The sequence below is a fragment of the Thioalkalivibrio sp. ALJ15 genome (assembly GCF_000383695.1).
Classification (GTDB): Bacteria; Pseudomonadota; Gammaproteobacteria; order Ectothiorhodospirales; family Ectothiorhodospiraceae; genus Thioalkalivibrio.
The window spans coordinates 164,445-185,052 of record NZ_KB912057.1 but is presented as its reverse complement, the minus strand read 5'-3'; the positions used below and the strand labels follow the sequence as shown (position 1 = coordinate 185,052).

General features: G+C 64.4%; 21 protein-coding genes. All 21 read left to right on the top strand.

Going from position 1 to position 20,608, the window contains the following annotated elements; translation table 11 throughout:
* Window positions 1-2: 2 nt before the first annotated feature.
* The 21 genes from cydB to G015_RS0104405 all read left to right on the top strand — a co-directional run bounded on the left by cydB (window position 3) and on the right by G015_RS0104405 (window position 20,591).
* A complete protein-coding gene (cydB, locus tag G015_RS0104505) occupies window positions 3-1,007 on the top strand; it encodes a cytochrome d ubiquinol oxidase subunit II (RefSeq protein WP_018138858.1) in 1,005 nt (334 codons plus the stop codon).
* Window positions 1,008-1,122: 115 nt separating this feature from the next.
* A complete protein-coding gene (locus G015_RS0104500; protein ID WP_018138857.1) occupies window positions 1,123-2,505 on the top strand; it encodes a sigma-54-dependent Fis family transcriptional regulator in 1,383 nt (460 codons plus the stop codon).
* 237 nt (window positions 2,506-2,742) lie between these two features.
* Entirely contained in the window at window positions 2,743-3,399 is a 657-nt protein-coding gene (locus G015_RS0104495) for a hypothetical protein (RefSeq protein WP_018138856.1), read from the top strand.
* Window positions 3,400-3,579: 180 nt separating this feature from the next.
* Window positions 3,580-4,206: a peroxiredoxin gene (locus G015_RS0104490; RefSeq protein ID WP_018138855.1), complete on the top strand. Its 627-nt coding sequence runs from the start codon at window positions 3,580-3,582 to the stop codon at window positions 4,204-4,206.
* 289 nt (window positions 4,207-4,495) lie between these two features.
* Window positions 4,496-5,170, top strand: a complete 675-nt coding sequence (locus tag G015_RS0104485; protein WP_018138854.1) for a type 1 glutamine amidotransferase domain-containing protein — start codon at window positions 4,496-4,498, stop codon at window positions 5,168-5,170.
* Window positions 5,171-5,273: 103 nt separating this feature from the next.
* Window positions 5,274-6,008, top strand: coding sequence for a TetR/AcrR family transcriptional regulator (locus G015_RS0104480; protein WP_018138853.1), 735 nt, complete (start codon window positions 5,274-5,276; stop codon window positions 6,006-6,008).
* Window positions 6,005-7,117: an efflux RND transporter periplasmic adaptor subunit gene (locus G015_RS0104475; protein ID WP_020146230.1), complete on the top strand. Its 1,113-nt coding sequence runs from the start codon at window positions 6,005-6,007 to the stop codon at window positions 7,115-7,117. The genes G015_RS0104480 and G015_RS0104475 overlap by 4 nt, the downstream gene beginning before the upstream one ends.
* Window positions 7,118-7,131: 14 nt before the next feature.
* A complete protein-coding gene (locus G015_RS0104470) occupies window positions 7,132-10,233 on the top strand; it encodes an efflux RND transporter permease subunit (RefSeq protein ID WP_020146229.1) in 3,102 nt (1,033 codons plus the stop codon).
* A gap of 300 nt (window positions 10,234-10,533) precedes the next feature.
* Window positions 10,534-11,955 carry a form I ribulose bisphosphate carboxylase large subunit gene (locus tag G015_RS0104465; protein ID WP_012982269.1) on the top strand — a complete coding sequence of 474 codons (1,422 nt, stop codon included), beginning with the start codon at window positions 10,534-10,536 and terminating at the stop codon, window positions 11,953-11,955.
* Between the two features lie 69 nt (window positions 11,956-12,024).
* Window positions 12,025-12,357, top strand: a complete 333-nt coding sequence (locus G015_RS0104460) for a ribulose bisphosphate carboxylase small subunit (protein ID WP_018138850.1) — start codon at window positions 12,025-12,027, stop codon at window positions 12,355-12,357.
* Window positions 12,358-12,518: 161 nt separating this feature from the next.
* Complete coding sequence (locus G015_RS0104455; protein WP_020146228.1) at window positions 12,519-15,458, top strand: CsoS2 family carboxysome shell protein; 2,940 nt, start codon at window positions 12,519-12,521, stop codon at window positions 15,456-15,458.
* 182 nt (window positions 15,459-15,640) lie between these two features.
* A complete protein-coding gene (locus tag G015_RS0104450; protein WP_020146227.1) occupies window positions 15,641-17,056 on the top strand; it encodes a carboxysome shell carbonic anhydrase in 1,416 nt (471 codons plus the stop codon).
* Window positions 17,057-17,072: 16 nt separating this feature from the next.
* A complete protein-coding gene (locus G015_RS0104445) occupies window positions 17,073-17,324 on the top strand; it encodes a carboxysome peptide A (protein WP_012982273.1) in 252 nt (83 codons plus the stop codon).
* 4 nt (window positions 17,325-17,328) lie between these two features.
* Window positions 17,329-17,661 (top strand): carboxysome peptide B, encoded by a 333-nt coding sequence (locus G015_RS0104440; RefSeq protein WP_018995234.1) that lies wholly within the window; start codon window positions 17,329-17,331, stop codon window positions 17,659-17,661.
* Window positions 17,662-17,705: 44 nt separating this feature from the next.
* Window positions 17,706-18,005 carry a BMC domain-containing protein gene (locus tag G015_RS0104435; RefSeq protein ID WP_012982275.1) on the top strand — a complete coding sequence of 100 codons (300 nt, stop codon included), beginning with the start codon at window positions 17,706-17,708 and terminating at the stop codon, window positions 18,003-18,005.
* A gap of 31 nt (window positions 18,006-18,036) precedes the next feature.
* Window positions 18,037-18,330, top strand: a complete 294-nt coding sequence (locus G015_RS0104430) for a BMC domain-containing protein (RefSeq protein WP_012982276.1) — start codon at window positions 18,037-18,039, stop codon at window positions 18,328-18,330.
* A gap of 68 nt (window positions 18,331-18,398) precedes the next feature.
* A complete protein-coding gene (locus tag G015_RS0104425; protein ID WP_012982277.1) occupies window positions 18,399-18,713 on the top strand; it encodes a BMC domain-containing protein in 315 nt (104 codons plus the stop codon).
* Window positions 18,714-18,723: 10 nt separating this feature from the next.
* The gene (locus tag G015_RS0104420; RefSeq protein WP_018995235.1) at window positions 18,724-19,149 is read left to right on the top strand and encodes a bacterioferritin; all 426 of its coding nucleotides are present in this window, start codon (window positions 18,724-18,726) and stop codon (window positions 19,147-19,149) included.
* A gap of 32 nt (window positions 19,150-19,181) precedes the next feature.
* Entirely contained in the window at window positions 19,182-19,463 is a 282-nt protein-coding gene (locus tag G015_RS0104415; RefSeq protein ID WP_012982279.1) for a 4a-hydroxytetrahydrobiopterin dehydratase, read from the top strand.
* A 64-nt stretch (window positions 19,464-19,527) separates the two neighbouring features.
* Complete coding sequence (parA, locus tag G015_RS0104410; RefSeq protein WP_018138845.1) at window positions 19,528-20,163, top strand: ParA family partition ATPase; 636 nt, start codon at window positions 19,528-19,530, stop codon at window positions 20,161-20,163.
* On the top strand, window positions 20,160-20,591 hold the full coding sequence (locus tag G015_RS0104405) for a hypothetical protein (RefSeq protein ID WP_020146226.1): 432 nt from the start codon (window positions 20,160-20,162) through the stop codon (window positions 20,589-20,591). Before parA ends, G015_RS0104405 begins: the two co-directional genes overlap by 4 nt.
* Window positions 20,592-20,608 lie beyond the last annotated feature (17 nt).

The window sequence follows — 20,608 nt, the reverse complement described above, 5'->3', positions numbered from 1 at the left end:
CCATGGAAACCACGCTTGATATCACGCTGATCTGGGTGGTCATCATTGCCGTCGGCATCATCGCCTACGTGCTGATGGACGGGTTCGATCTGGGGGTCGGGATCCTGTTCCCGTTCGCCCCGGGCGAGACCTCGCGCGATGTGATGATGAACTCGGTCGCCCCGGTCTGGGACGGCAACGAGACCTGGCTGATCCTCGGCGGGGCGGGGCTGCTGGCGGCCTTCCCGCTGGTGTACTCGGTGTTCCTGCCGGCCCTGTATATCGGCGTCTTCCTGATGCTGGCGGGGCTGATCTTCCGCGGGGTGGCCTTCGAGTTCCGGTTCAAGGCCAATACCTCCAAGGGATTGTGGAACGTGGCCTTTGCCGCGGGGTCGGCGGTGGCGGCGTTTGCCCAGGGGGCCGTGGTGGGCGCCTACATCCAGGGCTTCGAGATGGAGGGTCTGAGCTTTGCCGGCGGGCCGCTGGACTGGCTGACGCCGTTCACCGTGCTGACCGGTATCGGTCTGCTGGCGGGCTATGCGCTGCTGGGCGCGACCTGGCTGATCGTCAAGACCGATGGCGAGACCCAGGCCTTTGCCTATCGCGTGGTGCCTGGCCTGCTGGCCCTGGTCCTGGTGGTGTTCGCGGCGGTGAGCCTGATCACGCCGTTTATTGACCCGAAGGTGATGGAACGCTGGATGGGCACCTGGCAGTACCTGTGGGTCCTGCCGGCGCTGGCCCTGTTGTCCGCCTGGATACTGATCCGGGCGGTGCGGCGGCGTGACGAGGGGATCCCGTTCGTAGCGACGATCGCCCTGTTCATTACGACCTATCTGGGGCTTCTGGTCAGCAAGTGGCCGTATGTGGTGCCGCCGGACCACACCTTCTGGGATGCGGCGTCGTCCCCGGATGCACAGTTGTTTATCCTGGTCGGGGCGCTGTTCGTGATCCCCATCATCCTGGGGTACACGGCCTGGACGTACTGGGTCTTCCGCGGCAAGGTGACGCCCGAGACCGGGTACCACTAAGCGGGATCCGTAGAGACCGGCCGTGATGCCACTGAACGTACCTCGGTTGAGCGTGTCTATTGGGCAGAGTCATCGGAGGACCACCGCCGCGGCGCCTCCCCTGGATACCTGGCCCATGCGAGAAGACGTGACGATTAGCCGACTGGCGATTCCGTGTGGCAACGAGACGGACCTCTCGGCGATGCGACAGATGATGGAGGCCTTTCGCGAGCCCTCCATCCTGTTGTCGCCCGATTACCGGATCCTGGCCGCGAATACGGCCTACCAGAGGGTCTACGGCACGGATGCCGATGGCTCTTCCCGGGCCTGCTATGAGGCCTCGCACGGCTATCAGCGTCCGTGCGACGAGGCCGGGGAAGCCTGTCCGCTCCAGGCTGCGCTCGCCAGCCGCCGCCGGGAACGTGTCCTGCATGTGCATCACACGGCGCAGGGCCGCGAGCACGTGGACGTCGAGCTGACTCCGATCCTGGGGGCGGAGGGGGCTGTTCGCTATTTCGTCGAGCGCCTCCATCATCTGCCCGTATCCAGCCCGCAGAACGGGGCCACCGGGCTGGTCGGGCGTTCGCGGGCGTTCAATACCATGCTGGGCTTGATCAGTCGCGTGGCACCCAGCAATGCCTCGGCGCTGCTGCTGGGTGAGTCCGGTACCGGCAAGGAGTTGATCGCCCGGGCGATCCACGAAGAGAGCCCGCGCCGCGACAAGCCGTTTGTCGCGGTTGAGTGCTCCGGACTGACCGAGACCTTGTTCGAGAGCGAGTTGTTCGGCCACGAGAAGGGGGCCTTCACGGGTGCGGCCTCGGCCAAGGTCGGGCTGGTCGAGGCCGCGTCCGGCGGCACGCTGTTCCTGGACGAGGTGGGCGATATCCCATTGGGCCAGCAGGTGAAGCTGCTGCGCCTGCTGGAGACGCACGCCTACCGCCGGGTCGGCGGAATCGAGTCTCGGAGTGCGGATTTTCGACTGGTTTGTGCCACCCACCGGGATCTGGAGGCGATGGTGCGGGCCGGCGAGTTTCGCGAAGACCTGTTCTACCGGATCAATACCTTCCCCATCGAGGTGCCGCCGCTGCGCCAGCGCAGCGGCGATATCCCGCTGCTCGTCGAGGCCATGCTGGATCGCTCCGAGCTGGTGCCGCGTCCGACGATGGAGGACGACGCGATCCGGGTTTTGGAGGGATATGCCTTCCCCGGCAACGTGCGTGAACTGCGCAACATCCTGGAACGCGCGGCCCTGCTGGCGGATGGCGGTCCGATTCGGCCGGAGCACCTGCCAGGCCCGGTGCGCCAGCAGGCCACGCGCGCCGAATCGGGTGCGGCCGGAGAAGGTTACGCGGAGTTGGTCCATCCGCGGGAACTGCGTCCGCTGGATCAGATCGAGCGCGAGTATCTGCGTCACGCCCTGGCGGTACACCAGGGTGATCGGCGGAGCCTCGCGCGCCGGCTGGGCCTGAGCGAGCGCAGCCTGTACCGGCGCTTGCGGGAACTGGATCGAGACGGCTGATCCGGCGGCCCCAGGTACGGGTTCTGACGGGCCGCCTGCGGCGAGTGTTCCCGTCTGCGCAGTATGCCGCGGTCGGAGAAACCTGAATCGCGCGTGGTGCTGCAGGGTCCCAGGAGCTGCATAGCCACAACTCCCGAACACCAGAAGGGCCGCGCCCGCCCGGCCGGCCGATGGTGATGTGATGCCCCAGGCATCAGAAATACCGAATATTCCCAACCACCAACACGAGGTGAACTGATGAAAAAGACGACCATTGCACTGTCTCTCTCGGCTGCGCTGCTGGCCGCACCGCTCACGGCGGCAGCCGAGTCGCTTTCGTTTGGCGAGGAGCAGACCGTTCGCGCCATGGCGGGCGGCAATGTCGGACAGGCCATTGCGAGCATGATGGAGGCCGAGTCGCTGGCCGTGGTCAACAACCGTTCCGCGATCTGTGGCGCGCTGACCGGCGGTCTCGGGGCCGGGATGCTGGCCGCCAACCCGGAGGCCGGGTTCAGCATCGCGGGCATGGAAGGGCCCGAGGATGCCGCCGACGCAGTAGCGGCGATCGGTGACGCCGAGGTGACCTATCTCGCCTTTGGCGCCGGTGCCAGCCGTGACGACAACGTGGCCCTGGCCCACGCCCTGCTCGGCGAGCTCGCGAAGGCCGAGTGGGACGGCACGTTGATGCTGCATATCTCCACCTGGATGCAGCAGCAGGTACAGGCCGCGGCGGAGATGGACGAGGCGGTTGCCGAATACCTGACCGGGCGCCCGATGGTTGCGCTGATGCCCGATGTGGAGGCCGGCGAGGCAGTGATGCTGCGCGTGTCCTTCGACGGCTCGGAATTTACCACCGAGGAGATGGGGCGCCAGCCGATGCGTGACGACCTGGCCGAGCTCTTTCGCCGCATGTAGTGACGGGTGGGCCGCTCGGGGCGGGGTGCCCTTGTTGCGGCTCGTCTTAGGTGCCGGCTATCGAGGCCTTAGAGAATTAGTAATAGCTAATTCAGTGGGGTCGCGATACCTTGGTTTCCACGGGGAGCCGAGACGGCCCCGAAACTTGCAAGCCATTGATTATCAAGAAAGGAGTACATCATGGCACTTCGACTGGGTGATACCGCCCCGAACTTCCAGATTGACACCACCAAGGGCAAGATCGATTTCCACGAGTGGATCGGCGATTCCTGGTGCTTCTTCTTCAGCCATCCGGCCGACTTCACGCCGGTGTGCACCACCGAGATGGGCCGCACTGCCCAGCTCGCGCAGCAGTTCGCGGATCGCAACGTGAAGCCGCTGGGCCTGTCCACGGATACCGTCGACGAGCACAACAAGTGGATCGAGGACGTCAACGACACCCAGAACACCACGCTGGAGTTCCCGATCGTTGCCGACGCCGACAAGAAGATCTCCGAGCTCTACGAGATGATCCACCCGGGCGAGAGCGAGACTGCCGCGGTGCGTTCGGTCTACATTATCGACCCGAACAAGAAGATCCGGCTGATGATGACCTACCCGATGTCGGTGGGCCGCAACTTCGACGAGATCCTGCGCGTGATCGATGCGCTGCAGACCGGAGACCAGCACGGCATCGCTACGCCGGCCGACTGGACCCCGGGCGATCGCGTGATCATCCCGCCGACGGTCAGCAACGAGGATGCGCAGAAGAAGTTCCCGCAGGGCTTCGAGGAGATCCGCTCCTACCTGCGCTACACCCAGGTCTGACTCCGACCTGAAGCCCTGGCGTCCGCCCGGCATTGCCGGTCGGACGTCATTGACCAAGCTGTCAGAGGCCCCATTACGGGGCCTTTCTTGGTTGGGGAGAGTGATACGCGTTCGGTCGACTGTCCCTGCTCCTCGGACCGCTCAGAAAGCTGTCCCGCCAATACCGACAAGACGCAAGGGATCGGCTTCTCGAATTCGGGCCCCGGCCCCTTGATTCCTGTGCGCAGCGGAACCCTGTCCCGGACCACCGAGTCCACGGACATGTATGGATGCAACAGGAGTTCGCGGGATGAGCAAGACGATACTGATGGTGGTGACCAGTCACGGCGAGATCGGCGACGGCCACGCGACCGGCGTGTGGTTTGACGAGTTCTCGGTGCCCTATGACCGCTTCCGCAAGGCCGGTTTCGAGATCAAGGTGGCCAGTCCCAAGGGCGGGCCCGTCCCTCTGGATCCCAAGAGCCTGGAGTCGAATCATCCCGGACCGGCGGCCGTCGCCGCGCAGGAGGCCCTGGACGACACGATCCATCTCGATGAAGGCATGCACCACGATGCCTACGCGGCAATCTTCTTCCCCGGTGGGCACGGCACGATGTTCGATCTGCCGGAGAATCCGCATGTGCAGCGCCTGGTCGGCGAGTTTCTGGAGAACGACAAGGTCGTGGGCGCGGTGTGTCACGGGCCGGCCTGTCTGGTCGGCGCGATGCTGAAAGACGGCAGTCCGGCAGTGAAGGGGCGCAAGGTGGCCGCGTTCACCAACAGCGAAGAGAAGGCGGTACAGCTCGATCAGGCCGTGCCGTTTCTGCTGCAGGACCGCCTGGCCGAACTGGGTGGGGAGGTCGAGACCGCCGAGGACTGGACCGACCATGTCGTGGTGGATGGCAAACTGGTGACGGGGCAGAACCCGCAGTCCAGCAAGAGCGTGGCCGACGCGATCGTGCGCCTACTGCGTGAAGCCGGCTGATTGGGCGCCGATGACAAGCGGACCGGGGCCTTCTGGGCCCCGTTTTTTTGCTTGTTGAGTGAACGAGGTTCAAATCTTGGTTCCGATTCGGTAGTCTGCGCCGATGGGCACCGAGAATCGAAAGCAGCGCGAGCGCGAGGCGCGCGAGACCCTCTTTGTCGAAAAGGCCCACGAGCTGATCCGCTCGGAGGGCCTTTTGGCGTTGCAGATGTCGCGTCTGGCGGCCGCCTGCGAGTACGCGACCGGCACGCTGTACCAGCATTTCAACTCGAAGGAAGATCTGCTGGCGGCCGTCGCGACCCGGGCAACGCGTCAGCGTGCGGAGCTGTTTCGGTGCATTCCTCGGCTGCCGCTGGGAACCCGTTCACGAATGCTGGCGATGGTGCTGGCCGATATCGATTTCGCGCAGGCGAATCCGGACTACTATCGATTGACCCAATTCGTGACGACAGAGGTGGTCTGGGCGAGCACGTCGGAGGCGCGGCGGCAGGAGTTGCTTGATGCGGCTCAACCGATCAGCCAGGCGATCAACGCCATCGTGGCCGAGGCGCGGGCGAACAAGGACCTGCCACCGGCCCAGGAGATGGGCGAGGAAGAGATGGGGCTGGGGCCGTGGGCGCTGAATACCGGGATGCAGGCGCTCGCGAATGCCCAGGGGCTGCTGGATGCCTACGATATCCACCGCCCGTATGAACACTTGATCCGCCATACCCATGCGCTGCTGACCGGCTGGCGCTGGGAGCCGCGAATCGATCCAGACGAACCCTCGGTCGTGCGCGCCGAGACGGAGCGGGTGCGCGCGATCGTGCGCGAGCACATTCCTGAGGCAAATTCATGAGCAAGCGATTCTTCCTGATGCTGCTGGGCGTAGCCCTGGTCCTGGGTGGCATCTTTGGTTTCAAGGCCTTCGTGGATCAGCAGATCGCGGAGTTCTTTGACGAGATGCCGGAGCCGACTGCGACGATCAACGCGGCGACCGTGGAGACCGATCGCTGGGCCCCGCAGCTGCGTGCGGTGGGGGACCTGGAGGCGGTGCAGGGGGCCACGCTGAGTTTCGAGGCACAGGGCATTGTTGACCGCATCCATTTTGCCAATGGGGCCTTCGCCGAGGCGGGCGAGACGCTGGTCGAACTCGACACCGAGCTGGACGAGGCGGAGCTGGAAAGCCTGCGCGCCGAGGCGCAGCTCGCGGCGCGCGAGCTGGAACGGGCGCGGGGCCTGGTGCAGCGCAACGATATTTCCGACTCGGAGTTCCAGCGCCGCGCGACCGAGGCGCAACAGGCCGAGGCGGCGGTCAAGGCACAGGATGCCCGTATTCGCCAGAAGCGTCTGCGGGCGCCCTTTGACGGGCAGCTGGGTATCCGTCAGGTGAACGAGGGCCAGTTTGTCGGCCCGGGCGACCCGATTGTGGTGCTGGAGTCCCTGGACCCGCTGTATGTGAACTTCACGTTGCCCGAACGCCGGCTGGCGAATGTCGAGCTGGGGCAGTCGGTCGAGGTCACCGTCGATGCCTATGGCGAGACCTTCGAGGGGCAGATTACCGCGATCGAGCCGCGTGTCCGTGCTGCCTCGCGGATGTTCCGCGTGCAGGCGATGATCACCAACGAGGACCATCGGCTGCGCCCCGGTCAGTTCGCCCGCGTCACGCTGCAGCGTGGCGAGCCGGAGGAGGGGCTGGTGGTCCCGCAGACGGCCATCCGTTTCGCACCCTGGGGCAACTCGGCGTTCGTGATCTTTGAAGACGATGACGGCGACAAGCGTGTGGAGCAGCGCCTGGTGGAGATCGGTGAGCGACGCGGTGACCTGGTGCGCATCGTGGATGGCCTGGAAGAGGGCGACGAGATTGCGGTCAGCGGTCTGCTGAAGCTCCAGAACGATACCCCCGTGAAGATCACGGAGGATGCCCAGCCCGATGCCGAACGCGATCCGCGGCCGGCGAATCGCTGAGCGGGCCCGCGACGATGCGTTTTACCGATCTCTTTATTCAGAAGCCCGTGCTGGCCACTGTGGTCAGCCTGTTCATCCTGCTGTTCGGGGTGCGGGCGGTGTTCGACCTGAACGTGCGCCAGTTCCCCGAGGTGCAGAACGCGGTGGTCACGGTCAGCACCGCCTATATCGGCGCGGATGCGGACCTGGTACAGGGATTCATCACCACGCCGATGGAGCGCGAGATCGCCGAGGCGGAGGGGATCGACTACATCGTGTCCAACAGCCTGCCGGGGATAAGCACGGTGCAGGCGTTCCTGGAGCTGGACTACGATCCGAACCAGGCGCTGACGCAGATCTCCGCCCAGGTGGACAAGATTCGCAGCGATCTGCCATCGGAGGCCGAGGACCCGGTGGTGGATCTCTCCGTGGGTCAGGATGTGGCGGCGATGTACCTGTCGTTCTATTCCGAGCGCCTCTCCAACAATCAGACCACCGACTACCTGATTCGCGAGGTGCAGCCGGAGCTGGCCACCGTTAACGGCGTTCAGCGGGCCGAGATCCTCGGCGATCAGAGCTTTGCGATGCGCGCCTGGCTGGACGCCAATCGCATGGCGGCCTATGGCGTAACCGGGCGCGACGTTCGGTCGGCGCTGGAGGGCAACAATGTCCTCTCCGCAGTGGGGCAGACCAAGGGCTCGATGGTGAGCCTGGACCTGACCGCGGATACCGACCTGCAGACCCCGGAGGCCTTCGAGCAGCTGATCCTGTTCGAGCAGGAAGGCGACCTGGTGCGTCTTGGCGATATCGCCGAGGTGGAGCTGGGGTCGGAGAACTACGACACCTCGGTGCGCTTCAACGGTCAGGCGGCGACGTTCATCGGCATCGAGCTGGCGCCGGATGCCAATGCCCTGGAGGTGATCGCGGATGTACGCGAGATCTTCGAGGAGCGCATCGAGCCGCGCCTGCCCTCCGGGCTGGAGGGCGAGATCGTTTATGACTCCACCGAATACATCGAGAGCGCGATCGACGAGGTGTTGACGACCATCGTGCTGGCGCTGCTGATCGTGCTGGTCGTGATTTATCTGTTTCTTGGCTCGTGGCGCAGTGTGCTGATCCCGGCGGTGGCGGTACCGCTGTCCCTGATCGGGACCTTCATGCTGATGCTCCTGATGGGGTTCTCGCTGAACCTGCTGACGCTGCTGGCGATGGTGCTGGCCATCGGCATCGTGGTCGATGACGCGATCATCATGCTGGAGAACATCTCGCGGCATATCGAGGAGGGCATGTCGCGCATGGACGCGGCGATCCAGGGGGCGCGCGAGCTCGCGTGGCCGATTGTCGCGATGTCGACCACGCTGGTGGCGGTCTTCCTGCCGCTGGGGTTCATCGGCGGCCTGACCGGCACGCTCTTCATCGAGTTTGCGTTTACCCTGGCGGCGACGGTCGTGATCTCGGGGATTGTCGCGATCACGCTGTCGCCAATGATGTGTTCGAAAATCCTGCGCGATGGTTCGGTCGAGCGGCGCGGGCGCATCGAGTCGTGGCTGGACGCGCGCTTTGACAGCCTGCGCGAGCGCTATCGCCGACGGCTGCACGGGGCACTGAATGACCGCTTCACCGTCGCCGCCTTCGGCGCCATCGTGCTGGTGTCCTGCTACTTCCTGTTCGTGACTTCGCAGACCGAGCTGGAGCCGCAGGAGGACCAGGGTTTCGCCTTCTCGATCATGGAAGGCGATGCCTACATGGGGATCGATTACCTGGAGCGCAACACCGCGCTGACCGACGGCTTTTTCGACCGCATCCCCGAGCTCGACAACATCTTTATCGTGAACGGCTTTGGCGGCGGACCCGGTATGGCCGGGGCGACCAACCAGGCCCTGGGCGGTTTCGTTATGGCGCCCTGGGATCAGCGTGACCGAACGACCGCCAAGATCCTGGAAGAGGACCTGCAGCCGGCGCTGGAAGGGCTGCCAGGGCTCGAGGTGTTCGCGATCCAGCCGCCGCAGCTGCCGACCCCGGGGCAGGGCGCGCCGGTCAGCGTTGTGTTCGGCTCCACCAGCTCGTTCGAGGAGTTGAACGAGCTGAGTCAGGAGATCAAGGACCGGGCGATGGAGACGGGTCGGTTCATCTTCCTCGATACCGATCTCAACTTCGACCAGCCACGGGTGGATCTGAAGATTGACCGCGAGCGTGCCTCGCAGCTTGGCATCGACATGGCGACGCTGAATGCCGATCTGGCGACGTATCTCTCCGGCGGGTTCGCCGGGCGGTTTGCGATGGAGAACCGCAGTTATCGCGTGATCCCGCAGGTCCAGCGTTCCGACCGCCTGACGCCGGAGCAGCTTGAGGAGCTGTACACGCGCACCGCGGACGGCGAGCCGATACCGTTGTCCAGCATCGTGACGCTGGAAGAGACGGTCACGCCGCGCCAGCTCAACCGCTTCCAGCAGCTGAACGCGGTGACCCTGCAGGGGGTGCCACGGCCCGGCGTCACCCTCGGGGAGGCGCTGGACATCATCGACCGGATTGCCGCCGAGGTGCTGCCGCCCGATGTGAACGTGGACTATGCCGGCGAGTCGCGGCAGCTGAAGGCCGAGGGTGGGGATCTGGTCGTCACGTTCTTCTTCGCGCTGGTCGTGATCTTCCTGGTGCTGGCCGCGCAGTTCGAGTCGTTCCGTGATCCCTTGATCATTCTGACCACGGTGCCGATGTCGATCGCCGGCGCCCTGATCTTCATCAGCCTGGGTGTGACCTCGCTGAACATCTATACACAGGTGGGTCTGCTGACCCTGATCGGGCTGATCGCCAAGCACGGCATCCTGATCGTGGAGTTCGCCAACCAGTTGCAGCGTCAGGGGCGCCCCTTGCGCGATGCGATCGAGGAGGCGGCCAGCCTGCGTCTGCGGCCCATCCTGATGACGACCACGGCGACCGTGGTGGCGATGGTGCCGCTGCTGATGGCGACCGGTGCTGGTGCCGGCTCGCGCTTCGCAATGGGCCTGGTGATTGCGGCGGGCATGGCGATCGGCACGTTGTTCACGCTCTTCGTGGTCCCGGCCATCTATACCTATGTGGCGCGCGATCACTACGCCGACACGCTAGAGGCGCAGGAGGCCGATGCGGGTCCTGCCTGATCTTCGGTGCGCGCGCCCCGGCAGAGGGGCGCGGGCTCCGATCACGCTGTGGTCTAAAGAGCATGCATTGACTGCGGTCATGGACTACAATCAGCGACCGCATTCCCCGCTGAGGCTGCCGAGCAGGCGCCGGGCGCTGATGCGAACAGAACCCCCATGCCGCTCCGCGGAACTCTGCGGACCGGTCTTTCTATAAACGAAAGTCTATTGGTCGTATCTAGATTATTTATTTGTTATTAGCAGTGCACCTTCCTAATCTAGGCGACCGTCACGATTAACCAACGCGTAGGAGAAAGCCACATGGCCGCCAAGAAGTACTCCGCGGGCGTCAAGGATTACCGCGAAACCTACTGGATGCCGGAATACATGCCGCTGGATACCGATCTGCTGGCATGTTTCAAGATCACCCCGCAGCCGGGCATCGACCGCGAAGAAGCCGCGGCCGCCGTGGCCGCCGAGTCCTCCACCGGTACCTGGACCACGGTGTGGACCGACCTCCTGACGGATATGGACTACTACAAGGGCCGTGCCTACTCCATTGAGGACGTGCCGGGTGACGACGAGTCCTTCTACGCGTTCATCGCCTACCCGATCGACCTGTTCGAAGAAGGTTCGATGGTGAACGTGTTCACCTCGCTGGTCGGTAACGTGTTCGGCTTCAAGGCCATCCGTGCCCTGCGTCTGGAAGACGTGCGCTTCCCGATGGCCTACGTGAAGACCTGCGGTGGTCCGCCCTCCGGTATCCAGGTTGAGCGTGACAAGCTGAACAAGTACGGCCGTCCGATGCTGGGCTGCACCATCAAGCCGAAGCTGGGTCTGTCCGCGAAGAACTACGGCCGCGCCGTGTACGAGTGCCTGCGTGGCGGCCTCGACTTCACCAAGGACGACGAGAACATCAACTCGCAGCCGTTCATGCGCTGGCGTGACCGCTTCGAGTTCGTGCAGGAAGCGACCGAAAAGGCCGAGGCCGAAACCGGCGAGCGCAAGGGTCACTACCTGAACGTCACCGCGCCGACCCCGGAAGAGATGTACAAGCGTGCCGAGTTCGCCAAGGAAATTGGCGCGCCGATCATCATGCACGACTACATCACCGGCGGCTTCTGCGCCAACACGGGTCTGGCCAACTGGTGCCGCGACAACGGCGTGCTGCTGCACATCCACCGTGCGATGCACGCGGTGCTCGACCGTCATCCGAAGCACGGTATCCACTTCCGTGTGCTGGCGAAGATCCTGCGTCTGTCCGGTGGTGACCACCTGCACACCGGCACCGTGGTCGGCAAGCTGGAAGGCGACCGTGCCGCGACCCTGGGCTGGATCGACCTGCTGCGTGAATCCTTCATCCCGGAAGACCGCTCGCGCGGCATCTTCTTTGATCAGGATTGGGGCTCCATGCCGGGCGTGTTCGCCGTGGCCTCTGGTGGTATCCACGTCTGGCACATGCCGGCCCTGGTCTCCATCTTCGGCGACGACTCCGTGCTCCAGTTCGGCGGCGGTACGCTGGGCCATCCGTGGGGTAACGCCCCGGGTGCGGCGGCCAACCGTGTGGCGCTGGAAGCCTGTGTCCAGGCGCGTAACGAAGGTCGGGACATCGAGAAGGAAGGCAAGGACATCCTGACTCAGGCGGCGCAGCACAGCCCCGAACTGAAGATCGCCATGGAAACGTGGAAAGAGATCAAGTTCGAGTTCGACACCGTCGACAAGCTGGATACCCAGCACAAGTGATCGTCCGAGCGCGGGCGGCGCTAGTGCGCCGTCCGTGCCCAGAAAGAACCAGAGCACAGGATTACCGACATGTCTGATATCCAGAACTTCAAGCAGTCGCAGAAGTACGAGACCTTCTCCTATCTGCCGGAGATGAATGCCGACCAGGTGCGCAAGCAGATCGAATACTGCCTCGCGCAGGGCTGGAACCCGGCGATCGAGTACAGCGAAAAAGAAAACGCCATGGCCCACTACTGGTACATGTGGAAGCTGCCCTTCTTTGGCGAGCAGTCCGTGGAAGCGGTGCTGTCCGAGATTGAAGAATGCCGCCGTGCCAACCCGGGCATGATGGTGCGCTTCATTGCGTACGATAACTACGCCCAGAGTCAGGGCATGGCCTTCGTGGTCGACCGCGGTCGCTAAGACCCCGGTTCGGTGGAGGCCGGGTGCCTGTGGCACCCGGCCCGTCCATCAAGCGTTATTACCGTTGCTGCCGCCAACTGTAAGGAAGTGCCATGAGTAATCCGACATCCGCGTCTGAAGGTCTCTCGGGTCGCGAACTCGCCCGGGAACGGCGCAAGGCCATGTCTCATAATGGCAAGGCTGCCGTGAAGCCGACCGGCCAAACCAAGGGAACGTCGCGTTCTGCCGCGGCCGCGCAAAAGGCGCGCCAGGCTCAGCGTGTTTCCGAACCGGCCCCCCAGGCGCGGGAGCCGGAGTCGCACTCCAGCGAATCTCAGCCGTCGACCTCGTTCGAGGTCGGCAGCAGCGCACCTGCGCGCCGTCCGGAACCGGGCGCGCACGCCGGTGCCTCGAACGGCCGCCAGGCCGCTCTTGAGCGCCGCCAGAAGATGGCGCGCCAGGGCAAGAAGGCGGTCGGTCGCTCCAATACCCGTGCGCGGGCCCTCGGCGGTTTGGCCCGTGGCGGTTCCGACCGGTCGCGTCAGCTTGAAGCGCTGTCGCAGAACCAGGGTATGGAAATCGACTGTTCCAACATGAGCGGGCGCGAAATCTGCCGCCTGCGCCGTCAGGCCCTGGCGACCGATGGCAAAAAGGCCATGGCGGCCGAGCCGCGCCGTGAAGACCTGCTGAAAGGCCAGGCTTCCTTCGCGCCGTCTGCACAGGAAGAGAAAAAGGGCTGTGGCTGTGGCTGCAAGGACGAGAAGTCCGAGCGCAACGACACCTATAGCGCGGTGACCCCCGAAAGCGACACCGTCGTGGAAAGTGGCCTTGACCAGTTGTGCGACAAGGTTGAGTCCGGTGGCGAGTCCGCGGGTCCGCATCCGGTGATCTCCGAGGTCCGCGCGATCTGCATGGCGCGCCGCGAGGCGATGGCACAGAACGGCAAGCGTGCGACCAAGCGCCGTTTCAACGGCTCCAAAGGCCGCGGTGCCATGCCGCAGGAAGGCGCGTGGAAGGCTGCGAAACGCAAGGGTATGTCCACTCGCGAGGTAGCACGCCAGCGTCGTGAAGAGCTGTGCACGATTGGTCGCGGTTCTTCGGATCCGGGTCGTCCCTGTGGTCGTCCCCGTGGTCAGACGAGCGAAGCACCGCCGAAGGTGGAAGAGGGCACGACCCTCGCCGGTGGTCACATTAGCGGCACGCAAGTCGAGTCGACGCGCAGCGTCACCGGCGCCGAAGCGGGCAGCTGCTCCAACATTACCGGGACCGAGTACCTGGGCCTTGAGCACTACGAGCGCTACTGCGATGTGCGCCCGAGTGCCAACCCGGCCAAGGTGGGGCACTCCCACACCAGCCGCGGCCAGGAAGTCAGTGGTACCGAGGTCGGGCGCTCTGCCCGTGTAACGGGGGACGAGTCCGGCTCTTGCGAAGCGATCACCGGCACCGAGTACCTGAGCAGCGAGCAGTACGAAGGCTTCTGCGGCACCCGTGCGCCGAACAGCGCGCCGCGCACCAGCGTGATGGTGACCCGTCATGGCGAGGGTGTGTCGGGTACGAGCGTCGGCCGTAGCCCGCGTGTCACCGGTGACGAGTCGGGCTCCTGCCGCGACATCACCGGTACCGAGTACCTGAATACGCAGGCGAGCGAGGTTCCGTGTAACACGGGAAAGTCCAACGGAGCGCCGATGAAGGTCGGCGTCATGCATACGCTTCGCGGTCGTGAATTGACCGGGACCGAAGTCGGGCGCTCCTCGCGTGTCACCGGTGACGAGTACGGCAGCTGCAAGCCGGTCACCGGGACCGAATACATCGGTACGGAACAGTTCAAGGGCATGTGCGGTACCCGCCCGGAGCCGACGCCGGCCAAGGTGCAGGAGCTGCACACGATGGAAGACCAGAGCGTGACGGGTACGGCCGTGGGTCGCAGCTCGAAGGTGACGGGTGACGAGTCCGGATCCTGCCGCCCCCTGACGGGTACCCCGTACTACAACCAGGCGGATTTCGGTGACCTGTGTGACCGTCCGGCCGCCGGTGGTGTGCCGAAGGTGGGCGTGATGCACACGCTGCGGGGTCGGGAAGTCTCCGGCACGCAGGTGGATAGCTCGCTGCGCGTGACCGGTGACGAGTACGGCGGCTGCAAGCCGATCACCGGTACCGAGTATGTCGGGTCCGAGCATTACGACGCCTTCTGTGGCTCCCGTCCGCAGGCCGGCCCGGAAAAAGTCTCCGTGAGCCGCACCTGGAACCAGCAGAACGTCTCGGGTACGTCCGTGGGCCGCTCGGCACGGGTCACCGGTGACGAGTACGGTGCGTGCAAACCGGTTTCTGGCACGCCCTACATCGGCGTTGACCAGTACGAGGCTTATTGCGAGCCGCGTGATATGCAGACGGCGCACACCCGCGTGGCCGAACGCCATGCGACGCCGGGGCATCCGGTTTCCGGGAGCCAGCCGGGTTATGACGAGCGCGTGACGGGCACCGAACGCGGTGCATGTCAGGACGTGTCCGGTGCGCCGTATGTCGGGGCGAACGAATTTGCCGCGACCTGTCCGACGGCCGCTGGCAGCTTGCACCCGCGTCTGCGTCCGGAAGGCCAGGCCGCAGTAGCCGCACCGGTGGCCGACGTGCCGGCGCAGGCGATGCCGAATGACGGCTTCAGTGTTCAAAGCCCGGCCCGCGAAGCCTTGGCGCGCCGCGAGCGTCGTGTGACCGGTACTGCATACGGTGCCTCGGGTGGCATTACCGGGCCGATCAACAAGGCGACGGGCCTGGTGTCCGGGACCGAGGAGTTCCGCTATCAGCCGGATCGTCACCAGCCGGTACCGGCTCAGGCTGAAGATGTGGCCAAGATTGGTGCCGAACGTGTGACCGTTAACGGGAGCAGCAACGGTGTGACCATCACGGGCGATGACTGGGCCCGTGGAAGCAGCGTCACCGGCACCGAAGGGTTCGCCACGCGTCGTAACGCGACGCAAAAGGGCAACCCGCGTGGTGAAGGCCGTAGTGCCTATGCCAATCGTGAGCTCGAGCGCAAGGAAGTGCCGATGAGCAAGATCACCGGTTCCTCCGGGAATAGTGGCAGCGGTTCGCTGGTGACCCTGTCCGGCGGTGCCCGCGGCTAAGCGGCGAGTAAGGAGGCAATACGACCACGATGGTGCGCCGAGGCCGCCGCAAGACTTCCGCCTTTGGCACGCGTTACGCGACGCCACGGGGAAGTGCCGTCCGGTCGCCGGTGGCACAAGGGGCGAATTCGGCTGCTGCGCAACCTCTGGTTAGCGCAGTGCCGCCGAAGGCGCCGGCGCCGATGGACGTGCCTTCTGTGCTGAAGCCCGGGCATCCGCTGGCGGATGTCGCCGACAACGAACGGCTGTACGCGTTCGAGAGTGGGTTTCGCGATCGCTTCGCGAATCTGGTGCCAGTACTGAAAGAGGTCCATGCGCTGCAACACGAGCGGGACTTCGAGGAAAAGGCGCAACGGATTGTCGAGGATAACCTCGGGTATCGGTTGCCGGAAAGCGTCCTGGAGGATGCGTGGATCAACGATCTGGACACGCGCGAACTGTACCTGCACGGCACGTTCGAGCTGTTTGATCAGCTGGTCAATGAATACTGGGCGGGTCGGGATGACCTGGTGGACGAGGCGGAACGCGCGATTGCGTACTTCCTCGACTGCGATTTCCACGAAGTGGACATCTCGCCCTGTTCCGACGGGCGGCTGTTGAGCCTGCGGCGTTTTATTCTGCGCCTGCCGGATCTGGCTGTTCGGGTTAAGAGTTATGCCGGTGCGCAGTTCGACATCGAAGAGGATGTCCGCCACTGGACGAAACGCGAGCTGTTGCGGTTCCGCGAAGGACGGCCGACCACGGCGGATGTGCCGAGTCGATACCTGAAGATCGCGGCGTACCACTACAGCAGTGCGGACCCGCACCATCAGGGGTGCGCGGCGCACGGCAACAGTGAGCGGGACGCGGCGGATGCCGCTCTCCGGCAGCTGCGGGCGTTTCGTCAGGCGATCGAGAACACCTACTGCTGTGGGGCCTCGGTCGATACGCTGCTGATTGGCGTGGATACGGATACGGATGCCGTGAAGATCCATATCCCGGACACCGACACGCGGATGAGTCTGTACCGCTTCGTGGATAGCGCGAAGGTGTACCGGGAGACGCAGGACCTGGATGGCCGTGACGCGGAACTGCGCGTGTATCAGGCGATCCAGGACGCGATCCACCAGCAAGGCTGGGGTCACGGCAACGGTGGGCCGCACGAGGGGATGCTTCGGCTGATCTCGCGGCTGTTGCTGAACAATATTTCGCAGCTCGATTACGTGGCGCGCTACCACAACGGGCATTACGCCGATGTGGGGCACCGCGAGCGGGTGATCATCGTCGGCCAGGAAGTCGAGGAGATGCAGGTACGCAACTTTGCCTACTTCGCGCACCTGGAAACGATGGAAGAAGGCGCCCACGGGATGGATGTGGGGGTGAACAAGATCTTTCGGCAGCTGAATGTCGAGCGGGGCCTGCCGGTACCGGTGGTGATCCATTACCGCTACGACCGCAAGGTGCCGGGGTCGCGCGAGCGGGTCGAGGCCCGCTGCCGGCGGATCCGCGACCAGATCATGGCGCGCTATCGCGAACTGGCCGAAAAGGGCCTAATCGGGTGCCACATGGTGATTCGCGACAAGCGCAGCGGCAGCCAGTTGGAACCGCTCGCCGGTTGAGCTAACGGGACACGGAATGAAGATCTGCAAGGTAGAGAAGACGCTGGTTTCGACCAACCGGATCCGGGATCTGGGTCACCGTCCCTTGCTGGTGGTCCAGGAGAAGGCCGGGGGTCCGCGCACGGTCGCGGTGGACGCGGTCGGTTGTGTGCCCGGGGACTGGGTGATCGTGGTCGGATCGTCCGCGGCGCGCGAGGCGGCCGGCAGCAAGGAATACCCCAGTGACGCGACGATCGTCGGGATCATCGATTACTGGGAGGAGCAGTAGCTCCATGGAAATTATGCAGGTGCAGGACGAACTGGTGGTCACGCGTCGTGTGGACGGCCTTCAGACCATGTCGCTGCGCGTGCTGGTGGATCAAAAGGGTGCGCTCAGCGTCGCCGTGGATCCAGTTGGTGCGCACCCGGGCAATTGGGTGTTCACGATCTCTGGATCGGCCGCGCGCTACGCGCTCGATGACCCCAAGGTGACAACCGATCTGACGATCGGCGGCATCATCGACCACTGGGACGATGGTGGCAGGAAAGCGGAAGGGTCGACGAACAAGGCTGGACAAGACCAGACCGATGCACAGCGCTCTGCTGGTACCCACAAGGCGGCTTGAGCGTCATTTTAATTGGAAAAACTGTAACTCCAGGAGAAAGAGAAATGGCAACTGAACGTTTTGGTGTGGCGCTGGGCATGATCGAGACCCGTGGTCTGGTGCCGGCGATTGAAGCCGCTGATGCAATGACCAAGGCCTCTGAAGTGCGCCTGATTGGTCGCCAGTTTGTCGGTGGTGGCTACGTGACCGTGCTGGTCCGTGGCGAGACCGGTGCCGTGAACGCCGCCGTGCGTGCCGGTGCGGATTCCTGCGAGCGTGTGGGTGACGGCCTGGTGGCTGCGCACATCATTGCCCGCGTGCATTCCGAAGTGGAAAGCATCCTGCCCGAGCAGGTTGAAAAGTAATTCATCAGTAACGCTTGATAGGAGTTAAGTAATGGCTAGCGAAAACTTTGGTGTGGCCCTCGGCATGATCGAGACCCGTGGTCTGGTGCCGGCGATTGAAGCTGCCGATGCGATGACCAAGGCCTCGGAAGTGCGCCTGATCGGTCGTCAGTTCGTCGGTGGCGGTTACGTGACCGTTCTGGTGCGTGGCGAGACCGGCGCTGTGAACGCTGCGGTGCGTGCCGGCGCGGATTCCTGCGAGCGTGTGGGTGACGGCCTGGTGGCTGCGCACATCATTGCCCGTGTGCATTCCGAGGTGGAAAACATCCTCCCGGAAAAGCCGTAAGTCCCTGCGGCGGATAAACGCCGCCGTGGCTGATCGGCCCGGCGGCCCGTTTGTAAAAGAGGTTAGCAATGGCGAGCGAAATTTCTGGTGTGGCCCTGGGCATGATCGAGACCCGTGGTCTGGTGCCGGCAATTGAAGCGGCGGATGCGATGACCAAGGCCTCGGAAGTGCGCCTGATCGGTCGTCAGTTCGTCGGTGGTGGCTACGTGACGGTTCTGGTGCGTGGCGAGACCGGTGCCGTGAATGCGGCGGTGCGTGCCGGTGCGGATTCCTGCGAGCGTGTGGGCGACGGCCTGGTGGCTGCGCACATCATTGCCCGTGTCCACTCCGAAGTGGAAAGCATCCTGCCGAAGGCCCCGACGGCTGACGGCTCGGCCAGCTGAGGCAACCTCGATGGCGGATCCGCGGATCGTGGGTTACCTGAACCGCGCGGTGGCGCATGAGCTGTCCGCGGTTCAGCAGTATCTGGCCCAGTCGCGATTGACCGCGATGTGGGGCATGAGCGATGTCAGCGAATGCCTGCGTCGGGACGCCCAGGAGGAACTGGACCATGCGGATCGATTCATGACCCGCATGTTTCACCATGGGGTTGCCCCCAACGGGAGCCAGCTGGCACCCGTGCGGCTGGGGCGCTCGATGGCCGAATTGCTGGAGCGCAACCGCGAACTGGAGATGGAAGCCGTGCGCCTGTATGACGAGGCGGCGGTCTACTGTCGACGCGTGGGTGCGGCGGCGGATGCCGAGTTGTTCGAGAGGATCCTCGAGGAAGAACTCGAACATGTGCGCGAGATCGACGCACAGGAAGTCGCGGCCCGCTAGGGGTACGCCTGTCCAACGTTCTGGAGTAGTACATGGCGGATAGCGATCTCGTGGTGCCGGCCGGCTGGGAGCCGGGCAAGGGCTCCTCGGCGACCATCAGCAAGCAGTTCACATTCGACCGTTACGGCATCACGCGCGAGTTTCTCGATCGGGTAGCCGAGTTGTCGGAGGAGGATGGCTATCATCCCAATATCAGTTTCGGTACGACGTATGTGAACATCACCATTGATGCGCGCGACGGCGACCGGATTGGCGAGGCGGATCAGCGCTTCGCGCAAGAGGTGGATCGGCTGGCCAGCGAAACGACTGGCTGACCTACCATCACGTCAGAGTCCACGAACTGGACCCGTCCGGTTCCTGGCCCTAGGAGGCTGATACGTGGGTTCCCGGGTATTCGCGGTAGTCAATCAGAAGGGGGGTACCGGCAAGACCACCCTCTCCATGAACCTCGCCGCCGGTCTGGCGCGCCGAGGACGTACCCTGGTGGTCGATGCGGATCCGCAGGGATCGGCCGGCCAGTGGGCGCGCATGTCCTCGGACGACCGTCCCTTTCCGGCCTCCGTGTTCGCCGTCGCGGGTCCGCTGGATCGCGAACTCAAGGCGCTGCGCAAGGATTACGATCACATCGTGGTGGACTGCCCGCCGACCCTGGAGGGTGGTGCGGTGACTGCCGCGCTCGCGGGCTCGGATGTCGTGTTGATCCCTGTTCTGCCATCCCCCGTTGATCTTTGGGGCAGTGTGCGGATGGGGCGCGGTCTGGAGGAGGCGCAGATGAAGAACCGGTCGCTGCGCCCCTATGTCGTGATCAACCAGCTCGAGGTCCGCAGTGCGCTGTCGCGTGCGATGAAGCATGCACTGATGGAGATCGACATCCCCGCCCTGGAGCAGTCGCTCCGCCGGCGGGCCATCTACCGGCGTTCCGCGCTGGAAGGCTGTTCCGTGTACGACCTGGGCAAACCGGGCGAACCGGCGGCCGAGGAGATCGAAGCCATCATCGAGGAGGTGTCGCAATGAGCAATCTGCAAGACAAGCTGGCGGCCGGTGTGCGCAGCGCCCGGGAAGACCAGAACAAGGACAACAGCAATGCTGCGTCCGATAACGCGCTGAAGAAAGACACCAGCACGACCCCCGCGAGCGCGCAAACGCATCAGGCGGCCAGCACCAAGGCAGCCGCAACGAAAAAGGCCGCGACGCCCAAAAGCACGGCGCGCAAGACGGCGACCCGCAAGGCCTCTACGACCAAGCGCAAGGCCCCGGCCAAAAAGCCGGCCGCACAGGCCACACGCAAGACGTCCGCCACGAAGCCGGCGGCCAAGAAGTCCAGCGGCTCTGGCGCCAGCCGCGGAGGTCGCACCACCGCCGAGCTCAATCCGGGCAAGGCGAAGGCGACGGCCGACGAGCCGTGGAAGAACCTGCACCCGAATCGTATCTGGCCGGACTGAGTCAGGGCGTTTCGGGG